This window comes from Helicobacter labetoulli (assembly GCF_003670275.1).
In the GTDB taxonomy this organism is placed as follows: domain Bacteria; phylum Campylobacterota; class Campylobacteria; order Campylobacterales; family Helicobacteraceae; genus Helicobacter_C; species Helicobacter_C labetoulli.
Map to the genome: position 1 here is coordinate 69,275 of NZ_QXJF01000010.1, position 13,128 is coordinate 82,402.

Genomic DNA, 13,128 nt, shown 5'->3' on the forward strand with positions numbered 1-13,128 from the left:
CCTCAAATTTTCAAAAATAGCAAAATCTTAGCACAAAATCATTAAATCTAACTTTATGCCTTTTTGTCTTTAGCTGGTTTTGTGCTAAAACGCATTTTTACGATAAGCACAAGCCATCGCAGGATACCATATATCACATATCCGCTCATAAGCACACATAAAGTCTCTTGTGGATTCACATACACAACGCCAAGCAGTAAAATCACAGCGATAAATGATTTAAAATTCCACTGCATTTTTTTAAAACTAGGATAGCGAATATTGCTCACCATAAGGATACTGATGATAAAGCTCCCAATTAGCACAACATAGCCATAACCATAAGTTCTAATAAAGTCATATTCCAAATCAATAAGCACCCAAAGCATTACAACAACCGCAGCAGAGGGAATGGGCAGACCAATAAAAAAGTTTGGTTCGCTACTTGTTGTAATGTTAAAACGAGCTAAACGCACTGCTCCAAAAATGACAAAAATCGCTGGGATACACATACCCAATCGCCCATAATCTATGCCGATATAAAAATAAAGCAACATTGCTGGAGCTACACCAAATGCCACAACATCGGCAAGTGAGTCAAATTCAACACCAAATTTACTCGCAGTGTTTGTAAGTCTAGCTACGCGTCCATCAAGCCCATCTAGTATCATAGAGGCAAGTATAAGCCAACACGCCATTTCAAAGCTACCTTTTGAGGCGTAAATTACACTCAAGATTCCTAAAAAAATACTTCCTGCAGTAAAGAGATTTGGCAGAATGAAAAGTGGATTAAACTTCATAAAAATATCCTATTACACTTTGTGAGGCACTCACCCTATCGCCAATGCTTACCTTAAGCTCAATCTCATTAAATGAGTTTTTAGAATCTTGAGGGATAGTGATTTGTGTCATTCCTGCTTTCATAAAACCTATGCGTTCGCCCAACTCCAAATGACTATGAGCAAATAACTCGTGAGAAGAGAAGAAAATAGGAAAAAATTCCATAGAGAATACACAATCTTGTTTATTTTCAAATCGCATTGTGGCGTTGAGCTGGGTTTGCTTTTGCTTATTACAACAAGTGAGAGACAAGCCTTTTTTGTCGCTTATCTCTCCTTCAAAAACATCACAAGGAGCGCGTATTACACCCACATCAAGAAAGCTTGTTTCAATCAAAATATGTATCTCATTGTTTGTGGAGTGAATATCTCTCACAATACCATCAACAGGCGATACAAACACATTATTTTCGTGTGTTTGTGGAATCCGCTCTGGATTCCTAAACATAGCAATCCACAACACAAGCATAATAAATAAGACAAACGCACACAAAGTCCAATCAAACAAAGCACTTATAAGAAAAAGAGCAAGCAGCACACCTGTGCCAATCCAACCTTGTTTTGCAATGATTTGTGTTGTTGTCATTTTCTCTCCTTATTCTTCTTCATCAATAGGGATAAGACGAGTTTCTAAATTGTTTTGCTTCTCATATTCCTCAATAATCTCCCGCACTCTAGCTCCATCAATTACCTCTTTTTCAAAAAGCTCTTTAACCATATTTTCGATAGCATCTTTATAATCGCTAAGAAGCTTTTTTACATGCGTGTAGCGTTCATCAAGCGTATTTTTGATATGGGTATCAATCTCTTGAGCAAGAGCTTCGCTAAATTCGCGTTGTACACCACCACCGCCTAAGAATGTATTGCGTTGCTTTTCAAGCACCATAAGCCCACTTACATCAGTCATTCCATAATAACTTATCATTGATTTTAAGATTCCAGTTGCTCTTTCTAAATCATTACTTGCCCCAGTTGAGATTTCTCCTAAGAAGACCTCTTCAGCCGCTCTACCGCCTAAAAGCACATCTACTTCTGCCATAAGTTCGTGTTTTTGCATAAGATAGCGATTTTCTTCAGGCGTGTGAAGCGTGTAGCCAAGTGCCGCCATACCACGCGGAATAATAGAGACTTTATTGACCCTATCAGCTCCTTTTGTCATTTCAGAAACAACAGCGTGCCCACTCTCGTGGTAAGCCACAATCTTTTTTTCTTTTGGCGAGATTCTGCGAGATTTTTTCTCTAGCCCTGCGATACCCCTTTCTACTGCTTCTTTAAGGTGCTTTTGGCTTACTTCTTTTTTGTTTTCTCTTCCTGCAAGAAGTGCAGCTTCATTAATAATATTTGCCAAATCCGCTCCTGCAAGTCCTGCAGTAAATTTCGCAATTTCGTGCAAATCTACATCTCGTGCCAAGGAAACATTTTTGATATGCACTTTGAGAATCTCAAGTCGCCCTTCAAAATCAGGCTTATCCACAAGCACTTGTCTATCAAATCGCCCCGGACGCAAAAGTGCAGGGTCTAGAATCTCCGGGCGGTTAGTCGCTGCAAGGACGATAACAGGGGCAGATTCAGAGCCAAATCCGTCCATTTCAGCTAAAAGTTGATTAAGCGTTTGCTCTCTTTCATCATTGCCGCCTACCATACTTCCAGCAGCACGACTTTTTCCAATGGCATCAATTTCATCAATAAAAATAATGCTTGGAGCATCTTTTTTTGCCATTTCAAACAAATCTCTTACCCGACTTGCCCCAAGCCCTACAAACATTTCAATAAAGCTACTCCCACTCATTGAGAAAAATGGCACATTTGCTTCACCTGCCACAGCTTTAGCTAAAAGTGTTTTTCCCGTTCCCGGAGGTCCTACTAAAAGCACACCGCGTGGAATCTTAGCTCCAACTGCGGCATATCGCTCTGGGTATTTTAAAAAATCAACAATTTCTACGACCTCTTCTTTTGCTTCAGCATTACCTGCCATATCATCAAAACGCACATTAGGTTTTTCAGCATTAACAAGTTTTTTAGCATTCCCCATACCAAAGATTCCACCACCCATACTTTTTTGCATACGAGCTGTTAAAAACATCCATAAAGCAAGGATAATAAAAATAGGCAAAAGCATATTTACAAGATCGCCTAGGAAGCTCCCCTCACTAAAGCCACTATATTCAATCTTTTTCTCATCAAGCAAAGGCACAAGCCCAAGGTCAGCCACTTTTTTGGTCGTATAAAGTGTGCGTGGGGAGCTGTGTGCTGAATAGGCTTTGATATAAGTCTGCCCAATACTCACAGAGCTAATCTCACCTTTGCTAATAAGCTCTTTGAGTTCGTTATAGCTAATCTCCTTTGTAACGCTTCCTCCAACTAGTCTATCGGTAAGTGATTCGCCATTTGGTGAAAATAGTTTAAATAAAAGTAAGGCAAGAATCACAAAAATTGCAAAAGTAAGAAATGGATTCTGCTTAAAAGGTGGTTTTTTATCATTATTTTCCATTTATGTCCTTTGTTATTTATAATGTAAGCTTCAAAGCGATCCACTCGTCCTGACAACGAGATTCTAGCACTCTAAAATCATTAAAGGTTTGCATTATATCAAATTTATATTCATCAAGTATGCCAGAAAGGATTAAAATGCCATTTTTTGCTAATTTTGCCTTAAAGTCATTGTGTAAAAGCTTCACAACAAAGGCGATAATATTTGCTGTGATAACATCATAAGTGGGCGGAGAATCTTGGGGGGCTTGAGCAATGCTACCCTGCCAAATATCACATAAAACCGCATTATTGAGCTTGGCATTCTTGTGCGTTTCTAGCACGGCATTTTCATCAGTATCGCACGCATAAACTTTTGCCCCGAGTTTATGACTAGCTATGCTTAAGATTCCACTACCGCAACCCACATCAAGCAATGTTTTGTTTTGTAAGTCAAGTTGGCTAAGAAGTTCCAAACACATTGCCGTGCTTGCGTGATGTCCAGAGCCAAAGGCAAGAGCGGGATTAATGATGATTTCGTGTTTTGCTTGTGAGGATCTAGAATCTTTGTCTGCACACCAAGATGGACGGATATAGAAGATTCCACTTGAGATAGGCTGAATAGAATCTTGATAGGCTTGTATCCAATCACAATTTGCCTTTCTTTCAATGTGGTAGCAAAAGCCAACAGATTCTTCAAAAATTGCCGAAAGATTTGAAGCGTAGGATTGTAAGGATTGAAGCAAACTAGAGATGTCAAAATCATCTGCTATGCGGATAACGATTTGTGTAGATTGAGTATTGTTGCTTTGAGGGAGAATCTTAGCTTGTGCAATACTAAAGCCCCCAACACTTTCCCAAGAATCTTTATCGTAAGTAATGGCAAATGGGTTTGAAGGAAGCAAAGTATCTAAATACTCTATTGCACAAGAAGTTTTTTCTATGATAAAATCAGCGAATTGCTCTAAAAAGTGGCTTGGGTGGATAATAATCTCCCAATATGTTTGAGTTTCCAAGCCATTCATTAAGACCGAAGCCTAGTCTTCATTCACACCTAGCACAACTTCAAGCTTCTCTTTGAGAACTTGAGGTGTAAATGGTTTTACAATATAGTTATTAACCCCAGCTTTCAAGGCTGTAATTACCTCAGCCTTACCCCCTTCAGTTGTAACCATAATGATAGGAATAGTAGTGTATCGCTCATCAGAACGCACCTTTTTTACTAGATCTAGACCATTCATCTCTGGCATATTCCAGTCTGTAATAAGCACTTGTATGCCTTCAGTAGTGTCCATAATCTGCCAAGCTTCCACGCCGTGCTCTGCCTCCAAAAGATCCTCATAACCCAAGCGTTGGAGAGTATTTTTTATAATCCGTCTCATCGTAGAGCTATCATCAACAACCAGCAGTTTCAAGTTATCTCCTTCTTTAAATGTGGTTATTACAAATAAACCGACATTCTAGCATATCTTTATATACAAGTTAGATTAATCCTTGCATTTTTTTCAAAAATCGGCATTTTATCTTAGTCTCTAAAAAATTGCAAGACTTCTTTTAGATTTATTTTGTCTTCATAAAATGCTTTTCCTATAATTACGCCGCTAATATACGGGCTTTCATTAAGGATATGTAGCTCATCTACTCCTGCAAACCCTCCACTAGCAATAGTATAAATCCCGCTGCTTTGAGCAATGCTCTCTGTCCAGTCAATATTGATTCCGCTCAATGCTCCATCGCGGTTAATATCTGTGCAGATAATGGCTTGCACAGCACTGCCCACAAACTTTTCTACCAAAGATTGAGAATCTAGCTGACTTTCTTCTACCCAGCCTTGTGTGGCGACCTTGCCATTGCGAGAGTCAATCCCAACAGCCACAGGATAAGATTCTGCCATTACTTTGACAAAATCCCAATTCTGTGTTGCAATAGAGCCTAGAATCACCCTCGCACCCATTTGTGTGTAGAGCTTGATACGCTCTTCATCGCGGATTCCACCGCCAACTTGCACTTGAAGTGTCGTAGAAGCGATGATTGTTTCAATATATTTGAGGTTTTGTGGATTCCCAGCGATTGCTCCGTCTAAATCTACAATATGTAAAAACTTTGCCCCCATATCTTCAAAACTTTTAGCAAAGTCCAAAGCCTCGCCATACACTTTAGCACTTTGCATATCTCCCTTAAAAAGCCTTACAGCCTTACCTTCTTTTAAATCAATTGCAGGATAAATATCAAGTGCCATTTTTACTCCTCATCAGGCTTGATGTTATCATACATCCACTCTGCACACCAGCCAACAAATGCAAAGACCAAGAATGCATAACGCGCATTAAAATAGTTATCAGAGATTGCCAACACAGAGGTGCAAATAAAGCAAATGATAATATTAAGTAAAAGTAGGGCAAAGTTCATATATTCATAGAATCCAAATAAATCTCTATGCTTTATCATTACCCAAATTAGTAGTCCAAATCCCACAAGCAATGCAAAAATATCAAAATAAGCGTAGAAATTATCACGGAAATAATATGGTTGCAAAGAGAGGGCAAATAGCACGGCTATAACAATATTGATTGAAGGACGCATATCATAGAGCATTTTACCAATTTGGTTGCTTTGATTGGGGTGTATGCCAAAAATTAAAAATAAGAGCGGAATATACACAAATAGCACATATGCACAGCTTATCAGTAAAATACGAGATAGATAATCAAGTAAAAGTTCCAAAAAGCCACGATGGTAAATGCTGCCCTCAATAGCAAACATATCCATAATGTCTTCTGTCGGCGTTGTATGTGTACTTTTAATAATCACAAGGTAGATAAATGTAACACTTAAACTCAACATAATTATTCTTTGCAAGGTGTTGCTTGTTTGATACCAGCTACTCATAATCACAAACACCCCGCTTAATAAGAATCCGCAGAATAGTAAAAAAATACTAAGACTATCAAAAAATTGATTTTCACGGATAAAAATCAAAAATAAATGTGAGAAAGATTGTGAAAATTGCGAGGTAAAAAGTGTGAGATTTGTAAAAACAAAGAGAGCAAATAAAATGAGTGAAAAAATAACTTTTATCCGTGTATTGTTAATCATTTATATCCTTTAATAGTTTCTCAAAAAATATCCATCTATACCATCGGCAATGCCTTTGGCAAGAAGTTTTTGATACTCTTTTTTAGCAATAAGCTTCCCTTCATCTTTATGTGAAGCATAGCCAATTTCAATAAGGACTGATGGCATTAAAGCTCCAGCTAAAACCCAAAAAGGACCCTCCCTTACAGCACCATCGTGGGTATTATGCGTTTGCCTGACAATATTAAGTATGCCTGATTGAATCTCAATAGCAAGTTTATGCGAAGCGACAAGATGAAAGCTACTGATAGTATTTAAAAATGATTTTGTGGCAAAATGACTCATCGTTTCAATATCACCTTGATTCTCCGCTTTTGCCACTTGCTCTGCACGCTCACTTCGTGCAGGAGAGAGAAAGTAGGTTTCCACACCTTTGGGTGTTTTTGGAGAATCCTTAGGCATTGAATTGGCGTGAATTGATACAAACAAATCTGCATTTTTTCCATTAGCAAATTCCGTGCGTTTTCGCAGGTCAATATACACATCGCTATTTCGTGTCATATACACAACATACCCACGATTTTTAAGTTCCTGCGTGAGGAGTTTAGCCACTTCAAGCACGATGAGTTTCTCACATATACCCTCCACACTCTTTGTTCCGCAATCTTTGCCTCCGTGCCCAGCATCAACGACAATCTTTTTTCCCACTCCAATCTTGCCTTTTTTTGTCGTAGATATGCTGTCTTTTATAACAACTTCATCATTTTGTGGCTTATCCTTGCTTTGCGTAGATTCTGTTTTTGTGTCAGTTGTTTTTTGTGTTTGTGGTGTTTGATTTGGTTTTTGTGTAGCTGTGTTTTGCGGGGCTGTGGTTTGTGTAGCGGTGCTAGATGAAGTGCTTTTTGGCTTAATAAAAATATAGAGATTCTCTTTTTCTTTAATGATTTCATATTGTGATTTTGGCTGTGTATTGATGACAATTCTTACAATTTGTGGTGTGTTTTGTGCCACTTGCAGGGTTGAGTTATCTTTAAAAACAAAATTTCGCTTTGGGATTGTAAGATTAGCCTCAAAGTCAATAAAATGCCTATTGTCTTGCAGTTTTTTAACTTCCCATTTGAGAGGAGCAATATCTTGTGCGAATACGATTTTAAGATTCCCATCGCCAAAAGGCACCATCTTAACAATGCGATGTTCCCCTAAAAGTGCAACAAGCATAAGGGCTACAATCGCTAGAATCCGCACCATAAAAAGCCCTTAGTCTTGCACTAATTCTGCAATAATTTCTCTCACAGGCTGAATCTTTTGGATTCTGTATCCATTGGCTCCTGTAAAGTATAGTCCTTGCTCCCTATCGCCCATAAAGCCACGCCCTAAAGAATCTGCTATACAATAGCCCACTTTTTTTGCTTCAACACCTCTATGGCAGGGTGAGACGCAGTTGCTGATACAGCGGATTTTAGGTGCATTGCCTTGAGCTAGTCTATCAAAGATTCCAGTTTTCACCGCCCTTGCAGGATAGCCAACAGGGGATTTGACAAGCTCAATATCTTCTTTTGTAACTGAAGGCATTAAATCCCTATAAGCCACTGCATCGCACTCTTCGGAGCCAAGCCACCGCGTCCCCATTTGCACACCACTAGCACCCAAAGCCATCATCCTATCAATATCACTTCTATCCCAGATTCCACCAGCGGCGATGACAGGGATATTTCCCCATTTTTTTGCTTCATCTACCACTTGGGGTAAGATATTTTCAAGCTGATATTCCTCTTTGAAGCAGTCCTCATAGCTAAAGCCTTGATGTCCTCCGCTTAGCGGTCCTTCAACAACGAGTGCATCAGGGATTCTAGCGTATCTATCCATCCAACGCTTACAAATAATTTTTAGAGCCTTAGCTGAAGAAACAATTGGCACGAGAGCAACATCAGGGAAGTTTTTTGTAAATTCAGGCATATTTGTGGGGAGTCCAGCTCCTGTTACGATGATATTTGCTCCAGCTTCACACGCATCACGCACCACGCGACCATATTCATTAATAGCATAAAGTATATTTGCTCCAAGTGGATTATTGCCACAGATTTTACGCGCATTTTTGAAAATCTCATTTAAAGCGTGTTTTGAGTAAAAATTAATCGCCTCAAATGGCTTAGAATTTGTGATTTTTTCAACAAACTGCATTTTTTGATAATATCCCGTGCCAACAGCACTGATGATACCAAGCGCACCTTCTTTAGAAACATTTCCAGCTAGTCTATCCCAGCTAATTCCCACGCCCATACCACCTTGAAAAATTGGATACTTAATCGTGTGTTTGCCTATTTTAAGCGGTTGTAATCCCATCACAAATCCTTATTTTATAATCACTTTTGCAAATCGCCTCTTGCCAATTTGAACAATGTATTCCCCAGATGACAGCTTAAGGTTTTTATCAGTTATCTTTTCTTTATTGATTTTCACAGCCCCAGCACAAATATCTCTCCGTGCTTGAGAGGTGGATTCACAAAGTTGTGCGTAAGTAAGCACTTTAGCTATCCACTCATCTTTTTCACAAGTAAATTCAGCCAAATCAGCAGGAATCTCATCTTTGCTAAACACATTGTCAAACTCTATTTTAGCTTTTTTTGCTAAATCAATGTTATGATAGCGTTGTGTTATTTCCAAAGCAAGTTGCTCTTTGACACTTTTGGGGTGTGCTTTTTGATTATCCACTTGTGATTTAAGCTCCGCAATTTCTTGCAAACTAAGAGATGAAAGTAGCTCATAATAACGCCACATCATCTCATCACTAATGCTTAGAATCTTAGCATACATTGTGTTGGCAGATTCAGTAACGCCTATGTAGTTATTAAGTGATTTGCTCATCTTATTTACGCCATCAAGCCCTTCAAGTAAAGGCATAGTCATTACAGATTGTTCTTTGTCTAGCCCATAACTTCTTTGCAAACTCCTACCCACAAGGAGATTAAACTTTTGGTCATTGCCTCCAAGCTCAATATCGCATTCTAACGCCACAGAATCATAACCTTGTAGCAATGGATACATAAACTCTACCATTGAGATGGGCTGATTATTATTGTAGCGTTTAGTAAAGTCATCGCGTTCAAGCATACGCGCCACTGAAAATTTTGAAGTTAAATGTATGATTCCGCCAGCTCCTAGCTCACTTAACCATTTTGAGTTAAAGCATACTTCTGTGTATTGTGGATCTAGCACTTTAAAAACCTGCTCCTTGTAGGTAATAGCATTTGCTTCTACCTGCTCTTTGCTTAAAGGTTTTCTTGTCTCGCTTTTTCCGCTTGGATCACCGATAGTCGCGGTAAAATCCCCAATCAAAAACTTCACATCGCCACCATATTTTTGAAAAGTAGCAAGTTTTTGTAAAAGCACCGTGTGTCCTAAGTGTAAATCAGGTGCGGTAGGGTCAAATCCAGCTTTCACACAAAATCGCTTTCCACTTTTATAGAATCTCTCCACCAAAGCGCGTATATAATCCTCTCCTATGAACTCCACACAGCCTCGTTTTAGCTCTTGCATCGCTTCTGTTATGCTCATTTGTTTCCTTTCTTAAAATCTAGATTCTAGCTTGAATACGCATCTTTTAAGTTACTTAACTCAATGATTTTGTATTTTTTACCCAAAGATTCTCTTAAAGTCTTTGTATCTTGTGTTTTGCTTTCAAAGCAAATCGCACAATATGAGGCAAATTGCCGATTAAGTACATCATAATCTACACTTACAATATTGCAATCAAGCTTAGCTAATACACCGCAGATATGGGCTAAAGCTCCCTTTTGATTTTCAAGGGCAATGATAAGTTTATAGGTAATTTTTTGCTCATTTGCCCATTGCACAAACAGCATTTCACTGCCTTGCTCCATCTCATTAATTGCTCTATCGCACATTTTATGGTGGATATAGGCTTTTTGTGCGGTTTTTATAGCGAGAATATCATCGCCATATTTTGGGTGGCAGCAGTAGTCAAACACCACTTCATTGATATTACGATTAGTATGTAAGATGATATTATCAAAGCTTAGGACTTTGAATTTAAGCATATTAATTTTAATTTTGCCTAAAAAATTTGCCTCTCGTGCAAAATTGCCCTTAATACTATTTTTTACCTCTTTTAAAAATGCCAAATCACTCGCTGCACGATAAATGTGAGAATCTAGCTTATTTTCTTTGAGATAAGTAAGAATTGTCGTCTTTGAGCTATCAAAGATGGTTTGCAAAATATTGAGTGCAACTTTTTTATCAATTTCTTTGAGTTTGGTTTGACATTGGATTCTCATATGATTTTTAGCACGGGAAGTTTTTACCGCATCAATCCAAGTGCAACGCGGAGAGATTTTTTCACCCTCTTGGGCTACTACGATTCTCACAATATCACCATTTTTAAGCGGCTGAAGCAAAGAGGCTTTTTGATGATTGATATAGGCTTGTTTGGCTTTTTCCCCTATATCGCTATGCACTGCATAGGCAAAATCAAGTGCGACTGCCCCAACAGGCAGGTTATAAATATCCCCAGCAGGAGAGAATACCACCATATCTTCTTTATACAAGTCATTTTTTGCTAATTCATAAAACTCTTCAATCGTATCATTTTGGTATTGTAGATTATTAAGCCACTCTAAGTTTGGCTCTCGCCCACCGCTTTTATACTTCCAATGTGCAGCTACACCATATTGAGCGGATTTGTGCATATCAAAGGTGCGAATCTGCACTTCATAGATACTAGCACCTTCAAAAATAGTCGTGTGGATTGTTTGATAGCCATTTTCTTTTGGAATAGCGATATAATCTTTTAAACGCGACACCACAGGCTTAAGCTGCAAATGCAAAAGCCCTAGCACTTTGTAGCACTCCAAGCTTGTAGGCACGATAATCCGCACAGCAAGTAAGTCTAGAATCTCATCAATACTCACACCCTTGCGTTGCATTTTTAGAAAAATTGAATAATACCTTTTCACGCGACTTTCAATAACAAAGTCCTTTTCAGCAAATCCATTTTGTAATAAAATTGTAGAAACTTTTTGCGTAAATTCATTGAGCCTTAAAGCAATGGATTGATTATTATCTTTTATATGTTGCTCTATGCTTTGGTATTCTTGTGGAAAGATATAATAAAAACTTTTATCCTCTAGCTCACTTTTGAGCGAGGAGATTCCAAGTCGGTGAGCGATTGGAGCATATACCATAAGCGTTTCTTCTGCTATACGCTTTTGTTTATGCGGAGGCAGGGCATCAAGGGTTAGCATATTATGCATTCTATCGCTTATTTTTATAACTAATGCACGAATATCTTTGATAGAAGCTAGAAGCATTTTGCGAAAGCTTAATGCCGAGGCGGCAAGCTTCTCATTCATATTTGAGCTTAGCTCTTCATTGCGAATCTCCACAATCTTTGTGAGTGCATCTACTAAATGCCCTGTATCCCAATCAAATTCTCTGCGTATGTCTTCAAGGGAATAGAGTGTGTCTTCTACCACATCGTGGAGTAACGCCGCACATAGCATTGTCTCATCACCCCCATAAAAAGCCACAATACACGCCACACAAAGCGGATGAACAACATAAGGCTCACCACTTTTGCGAAACTGCTCACTATGAGCGTTAATAGCCAAGTCTATGGCTTTTTGCACTTTTGGCGTGATGGTAGTGAGTTCATTAAGCTTGCTAAGGGCAGATTCTATATCCTTAATCTGTGCTAGAGCGGTAAAAAAATCCAAAATCGCTCCTACTACTCTTTGTCCTCAATAGAAGTGAATTCTATCTTGCCCTCGGCAATTTCACGCATAGCAATATCAGGGAGCTTGTGTAATTTCACATCCATATCCACAAGGGGTTTTGCACCATTGCCTAGTTCTTTGACGCGTTCAAAAACGAGATTGGCAAGCAAGTATCTATCATCTTGTAGCCTGTGTAATGCCTTTGCAGCGATTTCTTCTGTTCGTAATGCTTCCATTGTGTTCCTTATATTTTAGATTGAAGTTGCGGATTCTATCCTTTTTTTATTTTAACTTTGCTTTTATTTGACAATTGAGCAAATGCCTCTATCAAATTTCAACAAGTCAAGCAGATTCCCTTTTTTAAACATATTACACACGAGAATGGGCAGTTTATTATCTTTAGCAAGAGCGATGGCTGTATCGTCCATTACCTTAATATGATCTCGCAATGCCTCATCATAGCTGATAGATTCAAGCATTACCGCATCATCAAATTTATGCGGGTCTTTATCATACACACCATCAACCTTTGTTGCTTTAATGATGACATCAGCTCCTATTTCCACAGCTCTTAGTGTTGCTGCACTATCAGTTGTAAAGAATGGATTTCCCGTCCCCGCACCAAAGACAACCACGCGTCCTTTTTCCAAATGTCGTATTGCTCGGCGGTAAATATAGCTCTCACATATTTCTTTAATCTCCAATGCACTTTGCACCCGCACATCTACACCCAAATGCTCCAAAGCTTCCTGCATTGCCACAGCATTTATCACGGTAGCAAGCATACCCATATAATCCCCACTTGTGCGGCGGATAATGCCTCCTTGTGCGGCAGACACACCGCGTATAATATTGCCACCACCGATAACAATGCCTACTTCAATGCCATTATCCACAAGGCTTTTTATCTCACCTGCGATATATTCTAGAATCTTCACATCTATCCCAAATCCACTATTGCCTGATAATGCCTCACCTGAAAATTTTACTAATACGCGTTTATAGCCCATAGCCAATCCTTTCATTTTAAGTTT

Annotated in this window: 13 protein-coding genes; all 13 read right to left on the reverse strand. The window is 38.8% G+C overall.

Annotated elements, in window-relative coordinates; genetic code table 11:
* Positions 1 to 53: 53 nt before the first annotated feature.
* On the reverse strand, positions 54 to 779 hold the full coding sequence (gene pssA / locus EBF12_RS06530) for a CDP-diacylglycerol--serine O-phosphatidyltransferase (protein WP_121726937.1): 726 nt from the start codon (positions 777 to 779) through the stop codon (positions 54 to 56).
* The gene (locus tag EBF12_RS06535; RefSeq protein WP_121726938.1) at positions 769 to 1,404 is read right to left on the reverse strand and encodes a phosphatidylserine decarboxylase; all 636 of its coding nucleotides are present in this window, start codon (positions 1,402 to 1,404) and stop codon (positions 769 to 771) included. The genes pssA and EBF12_RS06535 overlap by 11 nt, the downstream gene beginning before the upstream one ends.
* Positions 1,405 to 1,413: 9 nt before the next feature.
* Positions 1,414 to 3,309: an ATP-dependent zinc metalloprotease FtsH gene (gene ftsH, locus EBF12_RS06540; protein WP_121726939.1), complete on the reverse strand. Its 1,896-nt coding sequence runs from the start codon at positions 3,307 to 3,309 to the stop codon at positions 1,414 to 1,416.
* A gap of 16 nt (positions 3,310 to 3,325) precedes the next feature.
* Complete coding sequence (locus EBF12_RS06545; RefSeq protein WP_121726940.1) at positions 3,326 to 4,312, reverse strand: 50S ribosomal protein L11 methyltransferase; 987 nt, start codon at positions 4,310 to 4,312, stop codon at positions 3,326 to 3,328.
* Positions 4,313 to 4,324: 12 nt separating this feature from the next.
* On the reverse strand, positions 4,325 to 4,702 hold the full coding sequence (locus EBF12_RS06550; RefSeq protein WP_121726941.1) for a chemotaxis response regulator CheY: 378 nt from the start codon (positions 4,700 to 4,702) through the stop codon (positions 4,325 to 4,327).
* A gap of 110 nt (positions 4,703 to 4,812) precedes the next feature.
* The gene (gene hisA, locus EBF12_RS06555; RefSeq protein WP_121726942.1) at positions 4,813 to 5,526 is read right to left on the reverse strand and encodes a 1-(5-phosphoribosyl)-5-[(5-phosphoribosylamino)methylideneamino]imidazole-4-carboxamide isomerase; all 714 of its coding nucleotides are present in this window, start codon (positions 5,524 to 5,526) and stop codon (positions 4,813 to 4,815) included.
* 2 nt (positions 5,527 to 5,528) lie between these two features.
* Positions 5,529 to 6,383 (reverse strand): hypothetical protein, encoded by an 855-nt coding sequence (locus tag EBF12_RS06560; protein ID WP_121726943.1) that lies wholly within the window; start codon positions 6,381 to 6,383, stop codon positions 5,529 to 5,531.
* Positions 6,384 to 6,392: 9 nt separating this feature from the next.
* Positions 6,393 to 7,607: an N-acetylmuramoyl-L-alanine amidase gene (locus EBF12_RS06565; protein WP_121726972.1), complete on the reverse strand. Its 1,215-nt coding sequence runs from the start codon at positions 7,605 to 7,607 to the stop codon at positions 6,393 to 6,395.
* Between the two features lie 12 nt (positions 7,608 to 7,619).
* Positions 7,620 to 8,705, reverse strand: coding sequence for a nitronate monooxygenase (locus tag EBF12_RS06570; protein WP_121726944.1), 1,086 nt, complete (start codon positions 8,703 to 8,705; stop codon positions 7,620 to 7,622).
* 9 nt (positions 8,706 to 8,714) lie between these two features.
* The gene (gene tyrS, locus EBF12_RS06575; RefSeq protein WP_121726945.1) at positions 8,715 to 9,917 is read right to left on the reverse strand and encodes a tyrosine--tRNA ligase; all 1,203 of its coding nucleotides are present in this window, start codon (positions 9,915 to 9,917) and stop codon (positions 8,715 to 8,717) included.
* A 26-nt stretch (positions 9,918 to 9,943) separates the two neighbouring features.
* Complete coding sequence (locus tag EBF12_RS06580) at positions 9,944 to 12,094, reverse strand: RelA/SpoT family protein (RefSeq protein ID WP_121726946.1); 2,151 nt, start codon at positions 12,092 to 12,094, stop codon at positions 9,944 to 9,946.
* 11 nt (positions 12,095 to 12,105) lie between these two features.
* Positions 12,106 to 12,330, reverse strand: coding sequence for a DNA-directed RNA polymerase subunit omega (locus tag EBF12_RS06585; protein WP_121726947.1), 225 nt, complete (start codon positions 12,328 to 12,330; stop codon positions 12,106 to 12,108).
* Positions 12,331 to 12,393: 63 nt separating this feature from the next.
* Positions 12,394 to 13,104: a UMP kinase gene (gene pyrH, locus EBF12_RS06590; protein WP_121726948.1), complete on the reverse strand. Its 711-nt coding sequence runs from the start codon at positions 13,102 to 13,104 to the stop codon at positions 12,394 to 12,396.
* Positions 13,105 to 13,128 lie beyond the last annotated feature (24 nt).